General features: G+C 71.5%; 20 protein-coding genes. 5 read left to right on the top strand and 15 right to left on the bottom strand.

Going from position 1 to position 25,791, the window contains the following annotated elements:
* Nucleotides 1–116: 116 nt before the first annotated feature.
* The 5 genes from ACTWJ8_RS28360 to ACTWJ8_RS28340 form a co-directional block, all read right to left on the bottom strand.
* On the bottom strand, nt 117–2,120 hold the full coding sequence (locus ACTWJ8_RS28360; protein WP_443260602.1) for an ATP-dependent DNA helicase: 2,004 nt from the start codon (nt 2,118–2,120) through the stop codon (nt 117–119).
* 40 nt (nt 2,121–2,160) lie between these two features.
* A complete protein-coding gene (locus ACTWJ8_RS28355) occupies nt 2,161–4,077 on the bottom strand; it encodes an IucA/IucC family protein (protein WP_443260601.1) in 1,917 nt (638 codons plus the stop codon).
* Between the two features lie 40 nt (nt 4,078–4,117).
* Nucleotides 4,118–5,008 (bottom strand): GNAT family N-acetyltransferase, encoded by an 891-nt coding sequence (locus ACTWJ8_RS28350; RefSeq protein WP_356378133.1) that lies wholly within the window; start codon nt 5,006–5,008, stop codon nt 4,118–4,120.
* Between the two features lie 13 nt (nt 5,009–5,021).
* Nucleotides 5,022–6,971: an IucA/IucC family protein gene (locus ACTWJ8_RS28345; RefSeq protein WP_443260600.1), complete on the bottom strand. Its 1,950-nt coding sequence runs from the start codon at nt 6,969–6,971 to the stop codon at nt 5,022–5,024.
* 102 nt (nt 6,972–7,073) lie between these two features.
* Nucleotides 7,074–8,534, bottom strand: coding sequence for a diaminobutyrate--2-oxoglutarate transaminase family protein (locus ACTWJ8_RS28340; protein WP_443260599.1), 1,461 nt, complete (start codon nt 8,532–8,534; stop codon nt 7,074–7,076).
* 375 nt (nt 8,535–8,909) lie between these two features.
* Between ACTWJ8_RS28340 and ACTWJ8_RS28335 the strand changes: the two genes are divergently transcribed.
* Entirely contained in the window at nt 8,910–10,130 is a 1,221-nt protein-coding gene (locus ACTWJ8_RS28335; RefSeq protein ID WP_356378130.1) for a trypsin-like serine peptidase, read from the top strand.
* Between the two features lie 91 nt (nt 10,131–10,221).
* On the opposite strand, the gene hflX is transcribed toward ACTWJ8_RS28335, so the two are convergent.
* The 6 genes from hflX to miaA form a co-directional block, all read right to left on the bottom strand.
* On the bottom strand, nt 10,222–11,730 hold the full coding sequence (hflX, locus tag ACTWJ8_RS28330) for a GTPase HflX (protein ID WP_356378127.1): 1,509 nt from the start codon (nt 11,728–11,730) through the stop codon (nt 10,222–10,224).
* A 176-nt stretch (nt 11,731–11,906) separates the two neighbouring features.
* Entirely contained in the window at nt 11,907–13,364 is a 1,458-nt protein-coding gene (locus ACTWJ8_RS28325; protein ID WP_443260598.1) for a M1 family metallopeptidase, read from the bottom strand.
* Between the two features lie 104 nt (nt 13,365–13,468).
* Nucleotides 13,469–15,595 (bottom strand): RelA/SpoT family protein, encoded by a 2,127-nt coding sequence (locus ACTWJ8_RS28320; protein ID WP_356378121.1) that lies wholly within the window; start codon nt 15,593–15,595, stop codon nt 13,469–13,471.
* 139 nt (nt 15,596–15,734) lie between these two features.
* Nucleotides 15,735–16,604, bottom strand: coding sequence for a diaminopimelate epimerase (dapF, locus tag ACTWJ8_RS28315; RefSeq protein WP_443260597.1), 870 nt, complete (start codon nt 16,602–16,604; stop codon nt 15,735–15,737).
* 46 nt (nt 16,605–16,650) lie between these two features.
* Nucleotides 16,651–17,118, bottom strand: coding sequence for a hypothetical protein (locus ACTWJ8_RS28310; RefSeq protein WP_356379644.1), 468 nt, complete (start codon nt 17,116–17,118; stop codon nt 16,651–16,653).
* 107 nt (nt 17,119–17,225) lie between these two features.
* Nucleotides 17,226–18,164, bottom strand: coding sequence for a tRNA (adenosine(37)-N6)-dimethylallyltransferase MiaA (miaA, locus tag ACTWJ8_RS28305; RefSeq protein ID WP_443260596.1), 939 nt, complete (start codon nt 18,162–18,164; stop codon nt 17,226–17,228).
* A 197-nt stretch (nt 18,165–18,361) separates the two neighbouring features.
* Between miaA and ACTWJ8_RS28300 the strand changes: the two genes are divergently transcribed.
* Both ACTWJ8_RS28300 and ACTWJ8_RS28295 read left to right on the top strand, forming a co-directional pair.
* Nucleotides 18,362–18,622, top strand: a complete 261-nt coding sequence (locus ACTWJ8_RS28300; RefSeq protein WP_356378114.1) for a hypothetical protein — start codon at nt 18,362–18,364, stop codon at nt 18,620–18,622.
* A 34-nt stretch (nt 18,623–18,656) separates the two neighbouring features.
* Nucleotides 18,657–18,941 (top strand): antitoxin, encoded by a 285-nt coding sequence (locus ACTWJ8_RS28295; protein WP_443260595.1) that lies wholly within the window; start codon nt 18,657–18,659, stop codon nt 18,939–18,941.
* A gap of 76 nt (nt 18,942–19,017) precedes the next feature.
* On the opposite strand, the gene ACTWJ8_RS28290 is transcribed toward ACTWJ8_RS28295, so the two are convergent.
* Nucleotides 19,018–19,734: a class III extradiol dioxygenase subunit B-like domain-containing protein gene (locus tag ACTWJ8_RS28290; protein ID WP_356378108.1), complete on the bottom strand. Its 717-nt coding sequence runs from the start codon at nt 19,732–19,734 to the stop codon at nt 19,018–19,020.
* A gap of 111 nt (nt 19,735–19,845) precedes the next feature.
* Nucleotides 19,846–21,369 carry a tRNA (N6-isopentenyl adenosine(37)-C2)-methylthiotransferase MiaB gene (miaB, locus tag ACTWJ8_RS28285; protein WP_356378105.1) on the bottom strand — a complete coding sequence of 508 codons (1,524 nt, stop codon included), beginning with the start codon at nt 21,367–21,369 and terminating at the stop codon, nt 19,846–19,848.
* Nucleotides 21,370–21,514: 145 nt separating this feature from the next.
* Between miaB and ACTWJ8_RS28280 the strand changes: the two genes are divergently transcribed.
* Nucleotides 21,515–22,510, top strand: coding sequence for a TAXI family TRAP transporter solute-binding subunit (locus tag ACTWJ8_RS28280; protein ID WP_356378102.1), 996 nt, complete (start codon nt 21,515–21,517; stop codon nt 22,508–22,510).
* Between the two features lie 4 nt (nt 22,511–22,514).
* Here the strand turns inward: ACTWJ8_RS28280 and ACTWJ8_RS28275 are convergent, their stop codons facing one another.
* Together ACTWJ8_RS28275 and ACTWJ8_RS28270 are read right to left on the bottom strand one after the other, a co-directional pair.
* Entirely contained in the window at nt 22,515–24,011 is a 1,497-nt protein-coding gene (locus ACTWJ8_RS28275; protein ID WP_356378099.1) for a sensor histidine kinase, read from the bottom strand.
* A gap of 21 nt (nt 24,012–24,032) precedes the next feature.
* A complete protein-coding gene (locus ACTWJ8_RS28270) occupies nt 24,033–24,719 on the bottom strand; it encodes a response regulator transcription factor (protein ID WP_356378096.1) in 687 nt (228 codons plus the stop codon).
* A 269-nt stretch (nt 24,720–24,988) separates the two neighbouring features.
* Here ACTWJ8_RS28270 and ACTWJ8_RS28265 point away from each other — a divergent pair, with 269 nt between their 5' ends.
* Nucleotides 24,989–25,768 (top strand): amino acid ABC transporter ATP-binding protein, encoded by a 780-nt coding sequence (locus tag ACTWJ8_RS28265; protein WP_356378093.1) that lies wholly within the window; start codon nt 24,989–24,991, stop codon nt 25,766–25,768.
* Nucleotides 25,769–25,791 lie beyond the last annotated feature (23 nt).

Genomic DNA, 25,791 nt, shown 5'->3' with positions numbered 1-25,791 from the left:
ACCTACTGCGCCGGTTCCGGGGCCCTGCGCTGTCCACGCCGGGTCCTGCATCCGAGCCGGGGTAGCGCTCTCGTGCGCGAACCCGGGCGCCGCTCGTGTACGAACCAGGGCGCCGCTCAGGCCTCCGCCTTCTCGGCCCCGTCCTTCTCGGCTTCCGCCTTCTTCGCCGCCGCGTCGATCGTCGACAGCGAGCGCCGCACCTGGTTCCGGTCCGTCGTGAACCAGAAGTCCGGCATCGAGGCCTTCAGATAGCTCCCGTAGCGCGCCGTGGCGAGGCGGGGGTCCAGGACGGCGACCACTCCGCGATCGCCCGTCGCACGGACGAGCCGGCCCGCGCCCTGCGCCATCAGGAGCGCCGCGTGCGTGGCGGCCACCGCCATGAAGCCATTGCCACCCGCCTCCTCGACCGCCTTCTGCCGCGCGCTCATCAGCGGGTCGTCGGGCCGCGGGAACGGGATCTTGTCCATCACGACCAGCTGACAGTTCGGCCCCGGCACATCGACGCCCTGCCAGAGCGACAGCGTGCCGAACAGACAGGTCTCCGGGTCCGCCGCGAAGTTCTTGATCAGCTCGCCGAGCGTGTCCTCGCCCTGGAGCAGGATCAGGAACTCCGGGATGCGCTTGCGCAGCTCCTCGGCCGCCGCCTGGGCGGCCCGCATCGAGGAGAAGAGGCCGAGCGTGCGGCCGCCCGACGCCTGGATCAGCTCGGTCAGCTCGTCCGTCATGTCCGTGCGCGTGCCGTCACGGGTCGGCTTCGCCAGGTGTTTGGCGACGTAGAGGATGCCCTGCTTGCGGTACTCGAACGGCGAGCCGACGTCGACGCCCTTCCACACCGGCAGGTCCTCGCCCTCGGTGCCCTCGGGGGCGAGGCCGAGCGACGCCCCCACCCCGTTGAAATCCCCGCCCAGCTTCAGCGTGGCCGAGGTCAGCACCACGGAGCGGTCGGTGAAGAGCTTCTCCCGGAGCAGCCCGGAGACCGACATCGGGGCGACGCGCAGGGAGGCACCGAAACGGTCGTGCCGCTCGTACCAGACGACGTCCCACTCCGAGCCGTTCGAGATCCGCTCCGCCACGTCGTGGATGTTCTCCACGGAGGCCTGCGCCTGCTTGCGGACGGCGTCCTCGTCCTGGACGGACTTGTCGCGGGTGTTGCCGAGGGCGGTGATCACCGTGCGGGCCGCGTCGCGCAGGGCCATCAGCGCGTACCCGAGGTCCTCCGGGATCTCCTCCAGGCGGCCGGGCAGGGCCAGCTCCATGACCCGCTCGAAGCCCTCGGACGCGGTCTGGAGCTGGTCGGCCGCCTTCTCGTTGACGAGCTTGGCAGCGCGCTTCACCGCACGGTTGACCTGGCCGGGGGTCAGCTCGCCCGTCGCCACACCGGTCACCCGGGAGACGAGCTCGTGGGCCTCGTCCACGATCAGCACCTCGTGCTGCGGCAGGACGGGGGCGCCTTCGATGGCGTCGATCGCGAGCAGCGCGTGGTTGGTCACGATCACGTCGGCGAGCTTGGCACGCTCGCGCGACATCTCGGCGAAGCACTCCTGCCCGTACGCGCACTTCGAGGCGCCCAGGCACTCGCGCGAGGAGACCGAGACCTGCGACCAGGCCTTGTCCGAGACACCCGGCGTGAGGTCGTCCCGGTCGCCCGTCTCCGTCTCGTCCGCCCAGTCCCGCATGCGCAGCAGGTCCTGGCCCAGCTTGCTGGTGGGGGCGGCCGCCTCGAACTGGTCGAAGAGGCCCTCTTCCTCCTCCTGCGGCACGCCCTCGTGGAGGCGGTGCAGACACAGATAGTTCGACCGGCCCTTGAGCATGGCGAAATTGGGTCTGCGGCGCAGCAGCGGGTGCAGCGACTCCACCGTGCGGGGCAGGTCCCGCTCCACGAGCTGGCGCTGGAGTGCCAGCGTGGCGGTCGCCACGACGACGCGCTCCCCGTGCGCCAGGGCCGGCACCAGGTAGCCCAGCGACTTACCGGTGCCGGTGCCCGCCTGGACGAGCAGATGGGAACCGTCGTCGATCGCCTCGGCGACGGTCTCGGCCATGGTCACCTGGCCAGGGCGCTCCGTGCCGCCGACAGCGGTGACGGCGGCGTGCAGGAGCTCGGGGAGTGAGGGCTTCGTCATAGCTCGACCACCCTAAACGGACCCACTGACAATCCGGCGATCACGGCTGGTGCAGCGGATTGGCGACGGTGCCGTGCACGGCGGCGTGCGGGCGGTCGGCGCGGTCGCGGTAGCCGTCGAGGTGCAGCCTGTTCCGGTTCAGGCACAGGCGCTCGATCTCCGGGGTGAGCAGGTCGAACAGCTCGTAGCGCTCCTTGTCCTCGGGGAAACGCGCGTGGTGGCGCAGGATCTCGGCGCGCACCAGGTCCCAGAACTCTTCCTCCCGGACGCCGAGTTGTTCCTCGTACAGGGGTGCCAGGTAGCGGAAGACGCCGACGAAGAGTCCCGAATGGATGAACTGGGTCAGGAACGCGGGGTCCTCCGTGAGCAGGACCTCTCGTACGTCGTCGGGCATGGAGTCGTGTTCGGGCAGGGGCTCCGAGCTGATGTTGACGTCGTCGACGAAGTCCTTGACGGCGAGGCGGACGGGCACGTCCTGGTCGTCGAAGACGACGATCGCGTTCTCTCCGTGCGGGGAGAACACCGTTCCGTAGCGGTAGAGGAATCGCAGCAAGGGAGGCAGCAGGGCGGCGAAGAGCCTGCGCAACCAGGTCCTCGGCTCCAGTCCCGAACGGGCGACCAGCTCGGTGACGAATGCGCGGCCTTCGGGGTCCACGTGCAACAAGGAGGCGAGCGTTCGGGCACGCTCTCCTGGAGCGAGATAACGGGACACGGGCTCGCGCCAGATCGCGCCGAGCAGCTCCTTGTATTGGTAGGGCACTTCTTCGAGGCCGTCGTACAGAGGGTGTTCCACGGTCACCGAGGCGACTTCGCCCAGCAGGATGACGCCGCATTCGTCGCGCAGGAAGGGATCGCCGTCCCGCAGGGCGTGCACCCATGTGGTGACGGCGGGTGCGGCCCAGGTGCGCTCGGTCGGGAGTCCGCGCCATACAAGGGTGTTGAAAATGGAGAGCGGCAGCTTCACGGTGTGCCGCTCCGGATGAGCGGTGTTCAGGAACGTGCGAATGGACTGCTGGGGCAGTCGGAGGTCGCCGTCGGTGGGCAGCGGCACGATGTCGTTCGTGGCAATCGACGGGGCGAAGAGTGGCAGCACGATGTCGTCCCACTGCCAGGGGTGCACCGGGAGATAGAGGTACGCCGCCGGGTCGAGGCCGCGGGAGCGGAGTTCCTGGGCGAACGACTGGCGGACGGCTTCGTCGAGTTCACGGGTGTAGAGGGAGGCGGCGTCCTCCAGGCCCGCGACGCCCCGGTAGGTGGCGAGGCCGGTGTGGACGGCGATCCAGGGGAGGCGGGCGGGGCGGCGCGATTCGGGTGCCCAGCGCGCGGTGTCGCTCGCGGAGAATCCGAGGCGCCCCTTGTTGAGTACGAGCCAGGGGTGGCCGGTCTGATGTCCCTCGAGGTCCGCGTATCCCAGGTCGGCGAGTTGCGCGGCGGTGAGCGCGGTGTGGTCGAGGTGGGCGTCGGCGGCGAGGGTGACGGTGAGTTCGCGGATGAGGTGGCCGAGGGTGCTGCCGTCGAGGCCGAGGACGTGCTTGGCGCGGATGAGGAAGGCGAGAGGGTCGGTGAGGGGCACGCGCCCGCTGTCGGCCGGGGCGGCTCCGGCCCTCGGGACGGCTCCGGCGGGCGCGGCCCCCTTCGTCGCGGGCGGATCCGCATCCACGTCCGCGTCCGGCTCCCACTCCATGCTCGCGGGCTCCACCTGCCAACTGCCGTAGGCGCCGCGGCGGGAGCGGAAGTGGAAGGTGCCGCCCGTCAGCGACAGGGAGTAGGGGCGGGGGCCGTCGCCGGCGGCCGGGGCGAGTGCGGTCGGGCACAGGATGTCCTCGTACGCGAACTCGCCGATGATCTTGGCGAGCAGCCGGGCGCCCGCCCGTTCCCAGTTCGCGGACGTGAGCTCGGGCGGGTCGTACAGATCGTGGGGCTCTTCGGAACTCGGGACGACGGACGGATTCGGCACGGGGACTCCTCGGACGGGAACCGGATCGGGTCGAGCTTCGTTACAGAGAGTGATGAGCCTGGAGCGCGGTGCGCAGGGCGCGGTCACGGACCATGAGCGCGGCCCTTTTGTCGGGGAGGTCCACCTCGGCGGAGAAGCGGAATCCCGCGCCCAGGAAGGCGGAGACGGAGGGGGTGTTGCGCAGGTCGGGTTCCGCGACGACGCGCGCGCAGCGCGGACGGTGATCGAGTACGAGGTCGGCCACGACGGTGAGGAGCGTGGTGCCGAGCCCTCGGCCGCGGTTGGCGACGCCACCGATGAGGAGGTGGATACCGGTGTCGTGCGGTCGGGCGGGGTAGTGGCGGGCCAGTGGGTCGAGGTCGGCCCGGTAGATCTCCCAGTAGCTCATGGGCACGCCGTCGAGGACGCCGAGGCAGGGGACGCTGCGTCCGTCGCCGTCGAGTTGGGGGACCAGGTGGTCCGCCGTGACGGTGTCGGGGCCCGCGAGTTCCCAGAAGGCGGCCACGGCGGGGTCGTTCATCCAGCGGCTGATCAGTGGCAGGTCGCGCTCGATGCGTACGGGGACGAGTTGGAAGACGCCTGAGGGGGTGGTGACCGGTCCCCACTCCCCCACGTCGTCCAGCAGGTCGTGCTCGAGCGCGCCGGTTGCGTCGAGGGTGGGTCCGCCGGTGCGGATGTGCTCGCCGTCGGCCTGCTCGGGGTGGCCCTGCTCGCCTCGGCCCTGTTCGCCGATGAGCGCGATCAGCTCGTCGGGGAGGCGGAGGTCCAGAGTGTCCTGGGCGTCGGCACCGTTGGCGCCGCTGGTGCCGTCGGGGGTGTCCGGGGCATCCGGGCTGTCCGGGGCGTCCCCGTTCCGGGCGGGCGGCGCGGAGGCGGGGAGGTCGGTGGTGGGAGTGGTGCCGGCGTCGGTGCTCGCATCGGTGGGAGGCACGGCGACGCTCCTCTCAGGTGCGGCGGGAATGAAAGGGGTTGGCGATGGTGACGTAGACGGACTGGGTGTCGACGGGTCCGACGAGTTCGTCGAGGCCGTGCAGCCGGGTGAGCATGTTGGCCTTGCAGCGCAGCGTGGGTGAGTCGAGCAGCAGGCTCGGCAGGCTGCTGCGCAGTCGGGCAGGGCCGGTGGCGGCCTCGCCGAGAAAGCGGCGGGCGGCGGCCAGCAACAGCCGTTCGTCGGCCAGGCGTTGGGAGCCGAAGGCGCCGATCAGGCCGAGCACGTTGTTGATGGCGAGGTAGTAGGCGAAGCGTTCGTCGGTGACGTCGTCGTCGACGAAGGTGTCGCTGTGCGTGCCGATGCCGGGCAGCCGCCGGTCGAGTTCGGCGCGGCGGGACTCGCGGAAGTAGTAGCCCTGGTTGTCCCGGTAGCGGCCGCCGACGGGCCAGCCCTCGGCGTCCAGGAGCAGCAGGGTGTTCTGCTGGTGCGCCTCCAGAGCGATGCCCGCCTCGCCGTCGAACCAGAGCACGGGCCGTACGACGTGTTCGAGGTAGCGGAGGAACCACTCGGCGGACACGGCGTCGAGGGGCCGTCCGGTGCGGGCCGCGAGGCGGGTCACGGTGTCGGCGAGGCGGGAGCTCATGGCCGGGTGTTCGGCGCGGCCGCCCGGGGCGGCGGTGGCCAGGGCGGCGCTCGGGTCGAAGGCCGGTCGGGGCGAGACGAAGCCGGCGACGCAGGAGGCGTCGTCGTCGGGCTGGAAGGGGTTGGTGCGGATCATGACGTCCAGGCCCGGCACGGGTGCGCCGTCCGGGCCGTCGACGGCGAGCCAGGCCGGGTCGCGGACGATGTCGAAGCCGGGGTGCGCGGCCTGCCACTGCGCGGCGAGGCCGGTGCCGAGGAGCCGGTGGACCTCGACACCCCGGTGGAGTTCCTTGCGGAGGTTCTCCCGGCGGGAGTTGGTGATGCGCAGGCCGAGGGAGAGCTTGAGCATGGCCGGCGCGCCGGGCCGGTACAGCGTGCGGACGGAGGAGGTGGGGAACCAGGGCTCGCCGTGCGGGCCCAGGTCGCGCAGCAGGTCGGCATCCAGGAGGGCGGCGGTGTCGGGGCGGTGGCGCAGTTCGCGCAGCTGCCACGGGTGCACGGGCAGTGCGGCGTGTCCTTCGGGCACGGCCAGGCCGGGGCCCGCGAGCTGGGAGGTGAGGTCGGCGGCGCTGCGGGGGCTGCCGTGCTCGGTCCAGGCCGAGTCGTGGGCGAGGACGTCCGGGGCGACGGCGATCCAGTGCAGGGGGAAGGAGCCGCGCAGCTCCGGCGAGTAGCGCTCGGCTTCGGCCTCGGAGAGTCCTTCGCGGCTCTTCGGGGTCGGGTGCAGCGGATGTCCGAGAAGGAGCGCCTGCTCCGCGGCGAGGAAGGGGTCGGGCGGGTCGGCGGGGCGCTCACGACGGTCCGCGATGAAGTCGATGGTGCGGCGCAGGGAGTCGGCGACGCGGACCACGAGTTCACCGCTGTCGCCGCCGGGGGCGGCGGTGTCGTCGTCGTGGGCGGATTCCCTGCTCAGGAGTGCGGCGAGGGTGATGGCGTCCACGCGGGCGGCGTGCTGCGGCGCGCTCTCCAGGCTGGGCGGGCCGAAGCGGTGCCAGCCGGAGGGCGACCAGTGGTCGACGGGGACGAGGAGTGCGGTGCCGCTCGCGGGGAGCGGGATACGGAGGGCGCCGGAGGAGGGAGGAGCGATGTTGTTCTCACGTACCCAGCAGCGCAGCAGGTTCTCGGCCGCCGCGGCCTGGGCGGCTGTCGCGGGGTCGGGGTGTTCCAGGAGGTCGGGCGCGGAGGCGAGAGAGTTCGCCGCCTGGTCGCCGCCCTGCTGCCGTGGGATCGCTTCGCGCTCCTGGGCGCGGGGGTCTTGCGTCTCACAGGATCCGCCGGCGGGGGGACGGGAACGGCCGTCGGGTGCGGGGGTGGCGTTCAACTGGCTTCCTTGCGTGGGTCGGTGGTCTCCATGAGGCGGTGGTCCGGCCTGTTCTGCGGGGCACCGCCGTCACTGGTGAGTGCGTACCGTCGGGTGCTGCTCCTACGACTGGTGGTGGCGTGCGCGGGCGACGGCCGCGAGGGCGTCCGTGAGCCGGTCCACGATGGCCGCGGCCTGCTCGTCGGTGATGGTCAGGGGCGGGAGGAGGCGGACGACGCTGGAGTGGCGGCCGCCGAGTTCGACGATCAGGCCGCGCTGGAGGCAGGCATCGCGGACGGCCGCGGCGAGCTGGGGCGCGGCCGGGAGCGGGGCGGAGGCCCCGGCGAACAGGGGGTCGTCGGCGAACTCCGTGGAGCTGGGCGCGGCGCCTTCCGGGTCGACGAGTTCGACGCCGATCATCAGGCCCCTCCCCCGTACTTCGCCGACGCACGGGAACTCGTCGGAGAGGCGCCGCAGTTGGTCGAGCATGCGCGCGCCGAGGGTGGCGGCCCGCTCGGCGAGGCCGTTCTCGCGGACGTACGCGAGGGTGGCGGCGCCCGCGGCCATGGCGAGCTGGTTGCCCCGGAACGTGCCGGCGTGCGCGCCAGGGGGCCAGACGTCGAGGTCTTCGTGGTAGACGATCACGGCGAGCGGGAGGCTGCCGCCGATGGCCTTGGAGAGGACCATGACGTCGGGGGCGACGCCGCTGTGCTCCACGGCCCAGAAGGCTCCGGTGCGGCCGACGCCGGTCTGCACCTCGTCGACGACCAGCGGGATGGAGCGCCGCTCGGTGACGGTCCGCATCCGGCGCAGCCAGCCGTCGGGGGCGGGGACGACGCCGCCCTCCCCCTGCACCGGTTCGAGGATCATGCCCGCGGGCTGCGGCACCCCGGACTTGGTGTCGTCGAGGAGGGACTCGGTCCAGCGGGCGGCGAGTTCGGCCCCGCGCGGGCCTCCGATGCCGAAGGGGCACCGGTAGTCCTGCGGATACGGCAGGCGCGTCACGCGGACGTCCTGCGCGCCGCCCGATGCCTCGAGCGCCCCCGCGGTCATGCCGTGGTACGCGCCCGTGAAGGCGAGCAGGCCCGAGCGCCCGGTGGCGGTGCGGACCAGCTTGAGGGCGGCCTCGACGGCGTCGGTGCCCGCGGGCCCGCAGAACTGGATGCGGGCCCGGTCGGCGAGTCCCGGCGGGAGGGTGCGGAACAGCTCGGTGGTGAAGGCGTCCTTGACCGGTGTGGCCAGGTCCAGGACGTGCAGCGGCGCCCCCGAGTCGAGCACCGTGCGGATGGCCTCGAGCACCACCGGGTGGTTGTGGCCGAGCGCGAGGGTGCCCGCGCCGGACAGGCAGTCCAGGTAGCGGCGCCCGTCGGCCCCCTCGATGGTCAGCCCGCGGGCCCGCACGGGCACGATCGGCAGGGCACGCGCGTAGGTGCGCGCCGAGGACTCCCGCGCGCACTGGCGGCGCAGGATCCCCTCGTGCGCGACGGTGTCACGGGCCGGGGTCCGCGGGGTCCCCCCGTCGTACGGTTCGGGCACCGCCACGGTCTCAAGATCGGTCACAGGCACAGGATCGGTCACCGCCACGGCTGTTGGTCCTCCCGCTGGATATACGGCCGAAAAGGCCCCTCGACTCACCGACAGGCGGGGCCAGTTGGCGTGGGCTGAACGCCGACCGAGGATCCCCCGTACGTACCAACGACGCGGACGGCGGAGGAACACGGCCCGTCCGCCACGGATGAGCGGAGCTTTGCCCGGCGCCCGTGACGGCAGCGGCGCGGAGGCCGTCCCGGGGCGATTCGTACCGGTCGGGGGCTTGCCGTGACGGAACCGTTGCTGTTCCGTCGGCCCTCCCCGACGGCACCGGCATAGGGTGGTGTGCCGTTCGGCGGCGGGGGGCTCTCGCGTCCACCGCGCCCGTACGGCAGTTCAACGATCACGAAACCCAGGGGGATTCACGACATGCGACCCATACGCCCGCAGTTCGCCGCGCGCCGCACCAAGGGCGCGCGCCGCAGAACGTCCTCCGTGGCGGCGGTGGCGCTCGGTGCCGTGGTCGCCCTGACCGCCACGGCCTGTGGTCCGGGCGAGAGCGACGCGAACGACAAGCCGACCGCCTCGGCGTCCGCGGGCGATGGCAAGTTCAAGATTCCGGACGACATCAAGGACCGGCTCAAGGAGCACGGCTTCGATCTGGACAAGTGGAAGGACGGCGAGTGGAAGAACTGGGACAAGGACAAGTGGCTGCGTGAGGCGCAGGACTTCGTCAACCCGATCATCGACGGCCTGTGGGACGCGAACCGGATGCGGGACGCCGACAAGCTGCCCGGCGGTGAGGTCGAGGAGAGCGATCTCTCCGGCGACCAGGGTGTGACGGACCCGGAGCCGCGTCCGGTGGCGGCGCAGGGTGCGGCCACTCCGTACCACGCCAGCGCCCCGTACGCGGGCAAGCTGTTCTTCGACGGACCGGAAGGGTCGATGGTCTGTTCGGCGACCGTGGTGACCGACCCGGCGCACCCCGGGAAGTCCAACATGCTCTGGACGGCGGGTCACTGCGTGCACGCCGGCAAGAACGGCGGCTGGTACCGCAACATCGCGTTCGTCCCCTCGTACAACAACGGCGGGAAGTCCGCGCAGGAGCTGCAGAACGCGCCCAAGGACGAGGTCGCGCCGTACGGCGTGTGGTGGGGCGACTGGGCGCAGACGTCGAGCCAGTGGATCGCGCAGGGCGGTCCGAGCGGCGGGGCGGGCGCCTCGTACGACTACGCGGTGATCCATGTGACGCCGGAGAAGGGCGGCACCACCCGGTCCCTGGAGGAGACGGTGGGTGCGGCGCTTCCGGTGGACTTCAACGCGCCGGCGGTGCCGAAGGTCGCGCAGCTGACCGCGAAGGGCTACCCGGCGGCGGCGCCGTTCGACGGCCAAAAGCTGTACCAGTGCGCGGACAAGCCGGGCCGGCTGTCGCTGAACGACACGGACCCGACGATGTACCGCATCGGCTGCACCATGACGGGCGGTTCCTCCGGTGGCGGCTGGATCGGCCAGGGTTCCGACGGCAAGCCGGCCCTGATCTCGAACACGTCGATCGGCCCGGTGACGGCGGGCTGGCTCGCGGGTCCGCGGCTCGGCAAGGAGGCCAAGGGGCTCTACGACTCGGTGAGCCGGAAGTTCGCCGGGCAGTGAGCCCTCGGTAGGCAGGCAGACATGGCTGAGCCCCTCTCCGGTGCACCGGAGAGGGGCTCAGGCGTAGTGCACTACGGGCTCGTACGAGCCGTCAGCCCGCGACCGCCGCCGGGACGTACGGCGCGAACTCCGCCGCCAGTTCCTCGTGGACGCGCGCCTTCAGGAGCGTGCCCTCCGGGGTGTGCTCCTCGGAGATCACCTCGCCGTCCGCGTGCGCCCGCGCGACCAGCTGGCCGTGCGTGTACGGCACGAGGGCCTCGATCTCGACCGCGGGGCGCGGCAGCTCGGCGTCGATGAGCTCGAGCAGCTCCTCGATGCCCTGGCCCGAGCGGGCCGAGACGGCGATCGAGCGCTTCTCGACGCGCAGCAGTCGCTGGAGCACCAGCGGGTCCGCCGCGTCCGCCTTGTTGATCACCACGATCTCGGGCACGTCCGTCGCGCCCACGTCGCGGATGACCTCGCGCACGGAGGCCAGCTGCTCCTCCGGGGCGGGGTGCGAACCGTCGACCACGTGCAGGATCAGGTCGGAGTCGCCGACCTCCTCCATGGTCGAGCGGAACGCCTCGACGAGGTGGTGCGGCAGGTGCCGTACGAAGCCGACCGTGTCGGCCAGCGTGTAGAGCCGGCCGCTCGGGGTCTCGGCCCGGCGCACGGTCGGGTCGAGGGTGGCGAACAGCGCGTTCTCCACCAGCACGCCCGCGCCCGTGAGGCGGTTGAGGAGCGAGGACTTCCCGGCGTTCGTGTACCCGGCGATGGCCACCGAGGGCACCTTGTGCCTGCGGCGCTCCTGGCGCTTGATGTCGCGGCCGGTCTTCATCTCCGCGATCTCACGGCGCATCTTCGCCATCTTCTCGCGGATCCGACGCCGGTCCGTCTCGATCTTGGTCTCACCGGGACCACGGGTCGCCATGCCGCCGCCCGAGGAGCCGGAGCCACCGCCACCCATCTGCCGGGAGAGCGACTGACCCCAACCACGCAGGCGCGGCAGCATGTACTGCATCTGCGCGAGCGCGACCTGGGCCTTGCCCTCTCGGGACTTGGCGTGCTGGGCGAAGATGTCGAGGATCAGGGCGGTCCTGTCGACCACCTTGACCTTGACGACGTCTTCCAGGTGGATGAGCTGGCCGGGGCTGAGCTCACCGTCGCACACGACGGTGTCGGCCCCGCTCTCGAGCACGATGTCGCGCAGCTCCTGGGCCTTGCCGGACCCGATGTACGTCGCCGCGTCCGGCTTGTCGCGGCGCTGGATCACGCCGTCGAGCACGAGCGCGCCGGCCGTCTCGGCGAGGGCGGCGAGCTCCGCGAGGGAGTTCTCCGCGTCATGAACCGTTCCCGACGTCCACACGCCGACGAGGACCACGCGCTCCAGGCGGAGCTGTCGGTACTCGACCTCGGTGACGTCCTCGAGCTCGGTGGAGAGGCCCGCGACACGGCGCAGAGCCGCGCGCTCGGAGCGGTCGAACTGCTCGCCGTCCCGCTCTCCGTCGATCTCGTGGCTCCAGGCGACGTCCTCTTCCATCAGGGCATCGGCCCGAAGACTCTCGGGGTGGTTCTGCACGATGTTCTGTGCGTCCTGGGAAGGGGATGAAGAGGAGGTCATTGGATCCTTACGTCTGTGGGATTCGGGAAGTGCGACGGATGTCCCACCCGTCGACTGTGACAACGCACGGCCTGCCCCGGGGATTCCCGGGACGTCCGATCGGCCGGACCGCGCCGTCGACGTCGTCGATGTTCGCACGGTACGGGCCGTCTCGTCATCTGGATTGTTTCCCCGAGTCAGTGCTTCGACACCGGGTCGGACTTCCAGTCCGGATGGCCCGGCATGGGCGGGGTCTTCTTCGCGTACAGCCAGTCCTTGAAGAAGCCGCTCAGGTCCTGGCCGGAGATCTGCGAGGCGAGCCGGACGAAGTCGTCCGTCGTGGCCGTGGAGTCACGGTGGGTGGCCACCCAGGTGCGCTCGAGCCGCTGGAAGGCGTCCGCGCCGATCTCCTGGCGGAGGGCGTAGAGGACGAGTGCGCTGCCGTCGTAGACGACCGGCCGGAAGATGCTGATCTTGCCGCCCGTGGGGGCCTTGGGGGCGGCGGGCGGACCGCCGTCGGCGCGCATGGCGTCGGAGGCGCGGTAGGCGGCGCGCATCCGCTTCTCCATCGGCTTGTCGGCCTTCTCCTGGGCGTACAGGGACTCGTACCAGGTGGCGTGGCCCTCGTTGAGCCACAGGTCGGACCAGCTGCGGGGGCTGACGCTGTCGCCGAACCACTGGTGGGCCAGTTCGTGGACCATGATCGACTCGACGTACCACTTGGGGTACTCGGGGCGTTTGAACAGCTCTCTCTCGAAGAGAGAGAGCGTCTGTGTCTCGAGTTCGAAGCCGGTGGACGCCTCGGCGATCAGCACCCCGTAGTTCTCGAAGGGGTAGCTGCCGACCTTCTCCTGCATCCAGGCGAGCTGGCCGGGCGTCTTCTCGAGCCACGGCTTCAGCGCTTTGACGTCCTTGGCGGGCACGACGTCGCGTACGGGCAGCCCGTCCGGGCCTTCCTGGTGGAGTACGGCGGAGCGGCCGATGGAGACCTGGGCCAGCTCCGTGGCCATGGGGTGGGCCGTGCGATAGGCCCACTTCGTGGCTCCTCCTTGTGGCGTCTTTCCGAGGGGCAGGCCGTTGGCGACGGCCGTGTAGCCCTTCGGGGCGGTGATGCGGAAGGTGAAGTACGCCTTGTCGGAGGGGTGGTCGTTGGACGGGAACACCCGGTGGGCGGCGTCGGCCTGGTTGGCCATCGCGAGGCCGTCCTTGGTGCGCACCCAGCCGACCTCCTTCTTGCCGGGCCTGGGGTCGCTGGTGTGCCGCACGGTGATGTTCAGCGGCTGTCCCGGGGCCACGGGCGCGGCGGGCGTGACGATCAGGTCCTCGCCCTTGCCGGTGTACTGCGCCGGCGCCCCGTTGACCCGCACCGAGCGCACCTTGCCGTGCGAGAAGTCGAGGTTGATGCGGTCGAGCGGGGCGGTGGCCCGCGCGTTGATCCTGGTGACGGCGTCAAGCGGCTTGTCGTTCGCCCCGTGGTACGTGAAGGAGATGTCGTAGTCGGTGACGTCGTAGCCGGGGTTGCCCAGGTGCGGGAAGAGGCGGTCGCCGATGCCGACGGGCTCGGCGGGGCGGGGCGCGGCCGCGGCGACGAGGGCGAGCGAGGCACCGGCGGCGAGGAGCGCGGCGGCGCGGGGCGTTCGGGAGCTGAGCAGCATGAACTACGGCTATCAGCGCGCACGCCCGACCACGGCGCGGCACGCGCCGCACCACCCGAACGAGGACTCCGGGTGGGGCTAGGGCCTGATCCAATCGACAGGCCCTAGAGGGCGCCCGCAGCCGCGTGCCGGGTGCGGCCCACGTCGTACACGCCCGGCACGTTGCGCATCGCGCGCATGAGGCCCTGGAGGTGTCCGGCGTCCGGGAGTTGGAGCGTGTACGTGTGGCGGACGCGGCCCTGGTCGGGCGGGTCGACGGTCGCCGAGATGATGGCGACGCCCTCCAGCGCTATGGCCTCGGTCAGGTCGGCCAGCAGGTGCGGACGGCTGAACGACTCGGCGATCAGCGTCACCCGGTACTCGGCGGCCTCGGCGTCCGCCCAGCGCACGCCGACCTCCGCGCGCCCCGCGTCCTTCATGCGCGCCACTCCGGAGCAGGCGACCCGGTGCACGGTGACGACGCCGCCGCGCACGGCGAAGGCGGTGACCTCGTCGGGCGGCACGGGCGTGCAGCAGCCCGCGAGGCGCACCGTGGCGCCCGGCTGGTCGACGATCGCGTTGGCGGCGGCGGGCCGGGCCGACGGGCCGCTGTACGGCGCCCTGGGGGCCGACTGGGGCGCGCTCGGCCCTTCGGGGTGGCTGGCGATCCAGCGGCGGATGGCGATGCGCGCCGCGGGCGTACGGGCGTGGTCGAGCCAGGCGACGGAGGGCTCGGACGCGGCGGCGCCCTCGGCCCCCGCCATGAGCAGCTGCACCGTGTCGCCGTCGCTGAGCACCGTACTGAGCGTCGCCAGGCGGCCGTTGACCCGCGCGCCGATGGCGGCGTGGGCGTCCTCGCCGTACTGCGCGTACGCGGCGTCGACACAACTGGCGCCCGCGGGCAGGCCGATGGAGCCGCCGTCGGGCCCGAAGACGGTGATCTCGCGGTCCTGGGCGAGGTCCTCGCGCAGCGTCGACCAGAACGTGTCGGTGTCGGGCGCGGACTGCTGCCAGTCGAGCAGCCGGTTGAGCCAGCCGGGGCGCGTGGGGTCGGAGCGCTCGCCCACGGTGTCGAGGTGTTCCTCGCCGGAGGGCGCGTACGGGTTGCCGAGCGCCACGACGCCCGCCTCCGCGACCTTGTGCATCTGGTGCGTGCGGATGAGGACTTCGGCGACCTCGCCGTCGCCGCGGGCGACCGCCGTGTGCAGCGACTGATAGAGGTTGAACTTCGGTACGGCGATGAAGTCCTTGAACTCCGAGACCACCGGCGTGAAACAGGTGTGCAGCTCTCCGAGGACGCCGTAACAGTCCGCGTCCTCGTTCACGAGTACCAGGAGGCGCCCGAAGTCGGCGCCGCGCAGCTCGCCCCGCTTGCGCCGCACCCGGTGGACGGAGACGAAGTGCCGCGGCCGGATGAGGACTTCGGCGCTGAGTCCGGCGTCGCGCAGCACTCCGCGCACCTCGGTGGCGAATCCGGCGAGGGAGTCCTCGGTGCGCTGCGCGTAGGCGGCCATGAGTTCGCGCGTCTGCCCGTACTCCTCGGGGCGCAGGATCGCGAACACCAGGTCTTCGAGTTCGGTCTTCAGTGCCTGGACGCCCAGGCGCTCGGCGAGCGGGATCAGGACGTCGCGGGTGACCTTGGCGATCCGTTCCTGCTTCTCCTGGCGCATGACACCGAGGGTGCGCATGTTGTGCAGGCGGTCGGCGAGTTTGATCGACATGACGCGCACGTCGTTCCCGGTCGCGACCAGCATCTTGCGGAACGTCTCGGGCTCGGCCGCCGCCCCGTAGTCGACCTTCTCCAGCTTGGTGACGCCGTCGACGAGATAGGCGACCTCCTCGCCGAACTCGCGGCGCACCTGGTCGAGCGTGACCTCGGTGTCCTCGACGGTGTCGTGCAGCAGGGAGGCGGTCAGCGTGGTGGTCTCGGCGCCCAGCTCGGCGAGGATCAGCGTCACCGCGAGCGGGTGCGTGATGTACGGCTCGCCGCTCTTGCGCATCTGGCCGCGGTGCGAGGACTCCGCAAGGACGTACGCGCGGTGCAGCGGCTCCAGGGCGGCGTCGGGGTGGTGGGCGCGGTGGGCCTCCGCCACGTGACCGATCGCGTCGGGGAGGCGGTCGCCGCGGCCGGTGGGGCCGAGGAGGGCGGCCCGGCCCAGACGTCGCAGGTCGATCCGGGGGCGGCCACGCCGACGGTGCGCTCCGGGCGTGATCGGTCCCGGGTTCGCGGGGTTGGTCGCCTCCGCACTCATGAGCACCTCCGGCTTTGTCGACCGGCGGCGGGCTGGCGGCGGCACCCGTCCGGACCGGTGCTTGATGCTACCGAGCCCATCACGTGGCGCAGTCCCGCTCTCGCCGAGCGTGAAACGGATCACCCATTCGAGCGAAGGTTCACTGGTTTACGGTTTCGATGGCCGCGAACCAGTCGGTGTCGAGCCGACCCTCCGCGACGATCACGGCGGGACCGGTCATCTCGATCTCGCCGTCCGGACGCTCGGTGATTGTCAGCCTGCCGCCGGGCAGGTCGATCTCGTATGTGACAGGAGCCCCGGTCACGGCCGGGTCAAGACCGTCCCTGCGGGCGGTCGCGACGGCCACGGCGCAGGCGCCGGTGCCGCAGGAGCGGGTCTCTCCGGAGCCCCGCTCGTGCACGCGCATGGCGACGTGCCGGGGCCCCCGGTCGACGACGAACTCGACGTTCACACCCTCCGGATACGCGTTCGCCGGAGCGAAGGGGGGCGGCTCGTACAGGGTGCCCGCGTGCCCGAGGTCGGCCACGAAGGCGACCGCGTGCGGGTTCCCCATGTTCACGTTCGTCGCGGGCCAGGACCGCTCGTCGACGCTGACCGTGACGTCGCCCTCGGGGAGCACCGCCCTGCCCATGCCGACCGTGATCAGGCCTTCCTTGTCGATGTGCACCGTCTTGACGCCGCCCCGGGTGGCCACGGCGAGGTCGCCCTCGCCGACGTGCCCCGCGTGCTGGAGGTAGCGGGCGAAGACCCGCACGCCGTTCCCGCACATCTCGGCCACCGAGCCGTCGCCATTGCGGTAGTCCATGAACCACTCGGCCTCGTCGGCCATGTGCCGCGCCTCGGGGTGGGCGGCGGTGCGCACGACGTGGAGCACGCCGTCGGCCCCGATGCCGGCCCGGCGGTCGCACAGGGCGGCGACGGCGGTCGGCGAGAGCGCGATGGCGTTCTCCGGGTCGGGGATGATCACGAAGTCGTTCTCGGTCCCGTGACCCTTGAGGAAGGTGGTCATTTCTCGATCGTACGAGATGAGTCCGACAACCTGGGCGCCGGTGTGGTCAGCGCAACCGTGCCACGCGCCACACCGCGAGCACCGCGACGGCGCCGACCACGACGACGTACGCCGCCACGACCCGCCAGTCCGGCCTGCGGCCCGAGCCGCGCGGCGGCAGTCCGGGCAGCGAGTAGCCCACCCTGCGGGCCGCCATCATGCCCCAGCCGGCGGCGCAGGAGCTGATCAGGAGGCCGAGCATGGCCACGACCGCGCCGCCGTCGCCGAACTCGAAGAACAGCGGGAAAGCGAACATCAGGGAGCCGATCGCGGCCAGCATCACGATGGGCGCGAGCTGCCAGATACGGAGCCTGCGCTGCGGGCGCAGCTCGACCTCGACCTCCTGGCCCTCGTCCTGCGCGGCGAGCTCCGCCGCGGTCGGGCCGTCGGCGATCACGCCGTCGGCACTCGCCTCGGGGCCATCGGTACTGAGCTGTTCTCCGCCTGGTGCGGTGTCACGAGGGCCGGCCTCCATCGCCACGCGCCCTCCCACTCCGGACTCCACTGGTCGATCGATGGTCGATGATGGCACGCCCGCAGAGGCCGAGATGACGGGCGGAGCGTCCCGATGCCATCACGTGATCAGGCTGTAACCGGTCGTTCGACCAACGACATTGCGCGAGCCGGGAGTTCCCCGCGTTCGGTCACGGCGCCGCTGAGCCAGTGCACCCGCGGGTCGCGCCGGAACCACGAGTCCTGGCGGCGCGCGAAGCGCTTGGTGGCGCGGACGGTCTCCGCGCGCGCCTCGTCGAGCGTGCACTCCCCGGCGAGCGCCGCGAGCACCTGCTGGTAGCCGAGGGCGCGCGATGCCGTACGCCCCTCGCGCAGGCCCTGCGCCTCAAGGGAACGGACCTCGTCGACGAGGCCGGCCTCCCACATGCGGTCCACGCGCGTGGCGATGCGTTCGTCGAGCTCGGGGCGCGCCACGTCCACGCCGATCTGGACCGTGTCGTAGACGGAGTCGTGCCCCGGCAGGTTGGCGGTGAAGGGCTTGCCCGTGATCTCGATGACCTCGAGGGCCCGCACGATGCGTCGGCCGTTGCTCGGCAGGATCGCCGTGGCGGCCTCCGGGTCGGCGGCGGCGAGACGCGCGTGCAGGGCGCCCGAGCCGCGCAGCCGGAGCTCCTCCTCCAGGCGGGCGCGGACCTCGGGGTTGGTGCCGGGGAACTCCATCTTGTCGACGGCCCCGCGCACGTAGAGCCCCGAACCGCCGACGAGGACGGGCCAACGGCCCGCCGCGAGCAGCCGGTCGATCTCCGCGCGGGCCAGCCGCTGGTACTCGGCGACGCTCGCGGCCTCCGTGACGTCCCAGATGTCCAGGAGGTGGTGCGGAACCCCGTCGCGCTCCTCGGGCGTCAGCTTGGCGGTACCGATGTCCATCCCCCGGTACAACTGCATGGAGTCGGCGTTGACCACCTCGCCGCCGAGTTCCTTGGCGAGGAAGACGCCGAGATCCGACTTGCCCGCCGCGGTGGGACCGACGACGGCGATGACCCGCGGGGCGGGAGCTGCGCTACTCACCGCCCCAGTCTCGCAAACCTCGCGGCCTCTTCACGAATGAGCTACGTGACGCCACAGGATCGGGGTCGTTGCCTGTTGCGAGGTTCCAGCCGCCGGTTTCGAGAGCCGGCGCCCCGGTCGCCGCAATGGGACGCACCGGGTAGGGCGGGATTTCGCCCACACGAGTAACGTATGGAGTTGAGATGGGCGTTTTTGCCATGTTTCGCCGGAAGGCCAAGGCCACGGACGAGGCGCCGACCGCCGAGGCCGCGACCGCCACTCTGACGGCCGCTCCGGAGGCGGCGGACGCCGAGGAGCTCGCTGGGGCCGCCGAGGCTCCCAGCGCGGAGCAGGAGGCCACGGAGGCCACCGAGGGCGGGTCGGCCGAGGCCGCCGCCGCGGAGGGCGTGGAGATCCCGAAGCAGCAGTCCGCGGAGCAGGCCGCGGACAACGAGGCCGGTGAAGGCGCCCGCAAGTAGCTCCTCGGAGCTCGGTGCGACGGAAGGTACGGCCATGGGCTTCATGGACTCGCTGAAAGCCAAGTTCGGCCCCGCCAGGGACAAGGTCACGGACCTCGCCCAGCAGCACGGGGACAAGATCGACCAGGGCCTGGAGAAGGCCGGCCGGATGGTCGACGAGAAGACCAAGGGCAAGTACAGCGACAAGATCCAGATGGGCACGGACAAGGCGAAGGACGCCGGCGGCCGGATGGCCGCGCCGGAGGGCAGGAACGCCGACGCCCCTTCGGACACGGACGGCGGGAACACTCCTCCGTCGCCGCCTTCCGCGGCGTCGTGACGCCGCGCGCTCCACGGACGGCGAGGGCCGCGAAGCTCGAGGCTTCGCGGCCCTCGCCGTCCGTGCTGGTGGCGCGTTACGTCCAGGACGCCACGAAGTAGCCCACTCCGTAGGGAGCGTCCTCGTACAGGAGGCGGCCCGTGCCGTCCTTCTTGTCCCAGGCGGCACTGAGGAGCTGCCAGGGGGCACGGCCGGAGATCTTCAGCTCACGGGCGAGGTCGGCATCGAGGCTCGCCAGCGTGCCGTCGGCGTCGCAGTCGCGCAGCGCCGACGCGATGGCGGCGTCGACGCCCTCGGCCCGCTCGTCCAGGTAACCGGGCGCCTTCAGGGTGCGGCAGGCGGTGCCGTCGCCCATGACGAGGAACGCCACGCGCTCCTCGCCGGTCCTGCCCTCCCCGAGGCGCCACGCGCCGTCGGCGTGGGAGAACGCCGAGCCGTCGCCCGCCACCTCGTAGCCGCGCACCTCGCCGGTCCACCCCGCGCGCGTGAGCAGCCACGCCCCCACGGACAGGGACGGCGGCAGCGTCGCGTCCACGGCGTCGGACGGGGCGGCACCGAGGTGCACGTCGAGGTCGACGCCGAAGGGGCGGAAGGAGCCGCGGGCGCCCGGCTTGTGGACGCCCGTGCTCGGGCCCTCGCCGATGATCCACACCAGGTCGGGCTCCGCCGCGAGCACGGTCGCGATCGCCTCGTCGCAGGCCGCGCGCGCGGCGTCCAGCTCCGGGGCCGCACCCGCGGCGACCTCGGGCACGAGCAGGGGCGGACACGGGCAGGCGGCAGCGGCGACAAGCATGATCAGCAGCCTACTGCTCGCCTCCCGCGCGCGGGAAAGCGCGCACGGGAAAGGCGGCAGCCCCGGCACCGGCGTCGCCATTGGTATCGGCACCGGCAACAGCGTCGGCCGTCAGTCGACGGCGCAGCCCCCGGTGACCACCGGCAGCGGCTCGGGGACGCCCACCTGGGGCAGGCCGAGCATGACGCCCTGCTTCTTTTCCTGCTCTTCTTGGTTGCGCTTTTCCCACGCGTCACCCGCGCGCGTGCGGCGCACGTTCAGGACGTCGCCCTCGGCGAGCAGGTGGTGCGGGGCGGCGTAGGTGATCTCGACGGTCACGACGTCGCCGGGGCGCACCTCGGCCTCGGGCTTGGTGAAGTGCACGAGCCGGTTGTCGGGGGCGCGGCCGGACAGGCGGTGGGTGGTGCCGTCCTTGCGGCCCTCGCCCTCGGCGACCATCAGGTCGAGGGTGCGGCCGACCTGCTTCTTGTTCTCCTCCCAGGAGATCTCCTCCTGGAGGGCGACCAGGCGCTCGTAACGGGCCTGCACGACCTCCTTGGGGACCTGGTTCTCCATGGTGGCCGCCGGCGTTCCGGGGCGCTTGGAGTACTGGAAGGTGAAGGCCTGCGCGAAGCGTGCCTCGCGCACGACGTGCATCGTCTGCTCGAAGTCCTCCTCGGTCTCGCCGGGGAAGCCCACGATGATGTCGGTCGTGATGGCCGCGTGGGGCATGGCCTCGCGGACCTTCTTGATGATGTTGAGGAACCGCTCCTGGCGGTACGAGCGGCGCATCGCCTTGAGGACCGTGTCCGAACCGGACTGGAGCGGCATGTGCAGCTGCGGCATCACGTTCGGGGTCTCGGCCATCGCGGCGATCACGTCGTCCGTGAAGTCGCGCGGGTGCGGGGACGTGAAGCGGACGCGCTCGAGTCCTTCGATGCCGCCGCAGGCGCGCAGCAGCTTGCTGAAGGCCTCACGGTCGCCGATGTCGCTGCCGTACGCGTTGACGTTCTGGCCGAGCAGCGTGATCTCGGAGACGCCCTCGCCGACCAGGGCCTCGATCTCGGCGAGGATGTCGCCGGTCCTGCGGTCCTTCTCCTTGCCGCGCAGCGCGGGGACGATGCAGAAGGTGCAGGTGTTGTTGCAGCCGACCGAGATCGACACCCAGGCCGCGTACGCGCTCTCGCGGCGGGTGGGCAGCGTGGAGGGGAAGGCCTCCAGGGACTCGGCGATCTCGACCTGGGCGTCCTCCTGCACGCGGGCGCGCTCCAGGAGGACCGGGAGCTTGCCGATGTTGTGCGTGCCGAAGACGACGTCCACCCAGGGCGCCTTCTTCACGATGGTGTCGCGGTCCTTCTGGGCGAGGCAGCCGCCCACGGCGATCTGCATGCCCGGACGCTTCGCCTTCTTGGGGGCGAGGTGACCGAGGTTGCCGTAGAGCTTGTTGTCAGCGTTCTCCCGCACCGCGCACGTGTTGAAGACCACGACATCGGCGTCGCCGTCGGAGCCTTCGGGGGCGCGCACATAACCGGCGCCCTCCAGGAGACCCGACAAGCGCTCGGAGTCGTGGACGTTCATCTGGCACCCGTAGGTGCGTACTTCATAGGTCTTGGGTGAACGGTCGTCCACGGCCGGACGCGGGTCGCTGCTGCTCATGCAACAAGGGTATGGGGTTCCGGGAGTGGTTCTGCGGCCCCAGCCCCCACCCTCCGGACGCCCTGCCATGCACATCACCGAGGGTGACCGCAAGGGGACGTTCCGAATCTGGCCACCGTGCATGCCCACCTGGCAGGATCGCGCCATGCCGCAGCCGCTCCTCCGCGTCACCCGCCGCCGCGCCCTGCTGGGCTCCGCGGCCGGACTCGTGGTGTTCGGGCTGCTGCTGTGGTGGCTGCTGCCGCTCGGCGAGCAGTCGCCGCGCGGCCAGGTGTCCTTCAGCACGGGCGCGCGCACCGGCGTCTACGAGCGGTACGGCAAGCTCCTGAAGCGGGCGATGGACCGCGATCTGCCCGACCTCGGGGTCACCCTCACCGGCAGCGAGGGCTCCTGGGAGAACGTGGAGCGGGTGGCCACCGGCACGTCCGACTTCACCATCGCGGCGGCGGACGCGGTCGCCAAGTACCAGGCCGAGGGCCGCCCCGGAGCGGACCGGCTGCGCGGCTGCGCCCGCCTCTACGACGACTACATGCAGCTCGTCGTGAAGCGCGACTCCCCCGTGCGCAAGGTCGCCGATCTGCGCGGCAAGAAGGTCGCGGTCGGCGGCCAGAGCTCAGGGGTGCGGCTGATCGCCGAGCGCATCCTGAAGGCGGCGGGGCTCGACGTGCAAAAAGACGTCACGGAGGTGGGCATCGGCATAGACGCGATGCCGCGCGCCCTGGAGTCCGGCGAGATCGACGCGTTCTTCTGGTCCGGCGGCCTGCCCACCAATCACGTACGGGACCTGTCCGAGGCCGCGCCGATCCGGCTGGTGGAGCTCGGGTCGCTGGTCGACAGGCTGCACGCGATGGGCGGCTACTCGCGCTACTACCGGGCCGCCGTGATGCCGGCCGACGCCTACCCGGCGGCTCAACAGGGCGAGCCCGTCAGCACGTTGGCCGTGGCGAACCTACTGGTGACGACCGACCGGGTGGACCCGGAGCTGGCCGAGGCCGTCACCCGTACCGTGATCGACAGCCGCGACCACATAGGGGCGCAGGTGCACGCGGCGCAGCTGGTGGACCTGCGTACGGCCGTCTACACGGACCCGCTCACCCTTCATGAGGGCGCGCGCCGCTACTACCGCTCGGTGAAACCCTGAGCGGCTACCGGTCGGTGAGGCCCTGAGGGCCCGCGGAAGCGGCCTGTGCGGCCCGTCCAGGCCCTCCGCCGTCCTGCGTGGGCACCGGCGCCACCCGGGGCACGCGCAGCGTCACCTGGAGCCCGTGCGGCTCGCGGCGCGCGTACGTGAGGGAGCCGCCGCCCGCGGCCAGCAGGGCCCGCGAGATGGACAGGCCGAGGCCCGAGCCCTTGATGTTCTGGTGCTGCCCGCTGCGCCAGAAGCGGTCGCCGATGCGGGCCAGCTCCTCCTCGCGCAGTCCTGGCCCGCCGTCGGCGACCTCGATCAGCGTCGCGTCGCCCGTGGCCCTGGCGGTGACGGTGACCCGCTCGCCCTCGGGCGTGAACTTCAGGGCGTTGTCGACCACCGCGTCCAGGGCGCTCGACAGCGCGACCGCGTCGGCCCACCCCGTCACGGCGGGGCAGTCGGCGACCAGTCGTACGCCCTTCTCCTCCGCCAGCGGGCGCCAGGCCTCCACCCGCTCGGCGGCCAGCTCGCCGATGTCCGTCAGCTGGAGGTCCGCGGCGGCGTGCTCGGCCAGGGCAAGGTCGAGCAGGTCGTCGAGGACCCGGCCGAGGCGCTTGCCCTCGGCCTTCACGGACGCGATCTCCTCGTTCCCCTCCGGCAGTTCGAGTGCCAGTACGTCGATGCGCAGCAGCAGGGCGGCCAGCGGGTTGCGCAGTTGGTGCGAGGCGTCGGCGACGAAGGCGCGCTGCTGCTCCAGCACGTCCTCGACGTTGTCGGCCATCTCGTTGAACGACCGGGCCAGGCGCCGGAGTTCCGGCGGGCCACCGGCGGCCGCGACGCGTGACTTGAGACGTCCCGTGGCGATGTCGTGGGTCGTCGCGTCCAGGACCCGTACGGGCCGCAGCACCCAGCCGGTGAGCCGCAGCGCGGCGCCCACGGCGAGCAGCATCGCCGCGACCTCGCCCGCCCCGATGACGAGCCAGCCGCGCAGCGTCTTGCTGCGCATCGCCCCGGTCGGCGACTCGGTGACCACGACGGCGACGACGTCGCCGTCCCTGATGACGGGCGAGGCGACCACGAGCCTCCCCCGCTGCCAGGGCCACACCTGCGGCGGGTCGTGGCTGCCGCGCGAGTACAGCGCCTCGTCGAACGCGGCCCGCACGGCGCCACCGCTCGCCGCCGTCGGCACCTGGAAGTCGGACGGCGCGCGCCCCATGGGTTCGCGGTCCCGGTAGAAGACGCCCGCCTTGATGCCGTACACGTCGTGGTAGCGGGCGAGTTCGGTGCGCAGCGTCTGCTGCCGCTCGTCGCTGACCAGCTTCTCGCCCTTGCCGGCCTTGTCCGGGCGCGTGGTGACGAACTGGGCGAGGGAGGCGAACCGCGCGGTGTCGTCGATGCGGTCGACGACCACCTTCTGCTGCTGTGCGGAGGCCACGCTCACGGCCAGCGGGAAGCCGAGCGCGAGCAGCACTCCCGCCATGAGGACGATGAGCAGGGGAAGCAGGCGGGCGCGCACGCCAGGACTCTACGGCTTCTGTTACGCGGCCGGGGCGACGAGCCGGTAACCGACTCCCCGCACGGTCTCGATGAGCGTGGGCATGCGCAGCTTGGAGCGCAGCGAGGCGACGTGCACCTCCAGCGTGCGCCCCGTGCCCTCCCAACTGGTGCGCCACACCTCGCTGATGATCTGCTCCCTGCGGAAGACGACGCCCGGCCGCTGCGCGAGCAGGGCGAGCAGGTCGAACTCCTTGCGGGTCAGCTGCACCGCCTCGCCCGCGACCGCGACCTGGCGGGTGGGCAGGTCGATGCTCACGTCACCGAACTGCACCCCGTGGTCGACGACGGCGGTGTGCTCCTCCTGCGCCGTACGGCGGCTCACCGCGTGGATCCGGGCGAGCAACTCCCCGATGTCGTAGGGCTTCACCACATAGTCGTCCGCCCCGAGGTTGAGCCCATGGATGCGCGACCGCACGTCCGCGCGCGCGGTCACCATGATCACGGGTGTCGTGGTGCGCTTGCGGATCCTGCCGCACACCTCGTAGCCGTCCAGATCGGGAAGGCCCAGGTCGAGCAGGACGACACCGAAGGCGTCCGCCTCGGGGACCAGTGCCTGGAGGGCCTCCTCACCGCTGCGCGCGTGCCGCACCTCGAAGCCGTGCCGGGACAGAACCGCCGAAAGGGCCCCGGCCACATGGTCGTCGTCCTCGACGAGAAGCAGTCTCATTCCGGCCCCCTCACCCTCCCGATCACTCCCGTTCACTCCCCCGTGCGATGCACCAAGGCATCCACCCCGAAAAGTAAGGACGACGTCAAGAGCCTTCCGGTTACGTCCGTGTTCCGTTATGCAGCCGGTATGAGCGCCGCGCGCCCCCTTCACGCGGAGTGTCCGGTTGCGGCCGGATCGTTATGCTCAATTTCCCCTCAGATGTAATGACGCTGGTCGTACGGGGTTACTACTGTCCTCCCAACCGAGGAGGACGGAGCAAGACCCCGATGACCGAAGTTTCGGTGACCAAGGACGCCACTCCCCCTGCGGGCGACGCACTGGTCGCGCTGAGTCGAGTCAACAAGCACTTCGGCGCACTGCACGTGCTCCAGGACATCGACCTGACCATCGCGCGAGGCGAGGTCGTCGTCGTCATCGGCCCGTCGGGTTCCGGCAAGTCGACGTTGTGCCGCACGATCAACCGCCTGGAGACGGTCGATTCCGGCGACATCACGATCGACGGCAAGCCGCTGCCCCAGGAGGGCAAGGAGCTGGCGCGGCTGCGCGCGGACGTGGGAATGGTCTTCCAGTCCTTCAACCTCTTCGCGCACAAGACGGTGCTCGAGAACGTGACGCTGGGCCAGGTCAAGGTCCGCAAGGCGGACAAGAAGGCGGCCGAGGAGAAGGCCCGTGCGCTTCTCGACCGGGTGGGCGTCGCCGCGCAGGCGGACAAGTACCCGGCGCAGCTCTCCGGCGGCCAGCAGCAACGTGTCGCCATCGCAAGGGCGTTGGCGATGGACCCGAAGGTGATGCTCTTCGACGAGCCGACGTCGGCGCTCGACCCGGAGATGATCAACGAGGTCCTGGAAGTGATGCAGCAGCTCGCCCGGGACGGCATGACGATGGTGGTGGTCACGCACGAGATGGGCTTCGCCCGCTCCGCGGCCAACCGCGTCGTCTTCATGGCGGACGGCCGGATCGTCGAAGAGGCCGTTCCCGACCAGTTCTTCAGCAATCCGCGCAGCGATCGGGCCAAGGACTTCCTGTCGAAGATCCTGCACCACTAGAAGCGCACCACGCGCGGGTTCGA

Origin of the sequence: Streptomyces sp. SDT5-1, assembly GCF_052245995.1 — a bacterium.
GTDB lineage: Bacteria > Actinomycetota > Actinomycetes > Streptomycetales > Streptomycetaceae > Streptomyces.
This window is presented reverse-complemented; position numbering and strand designations above follow the sequence as displayed.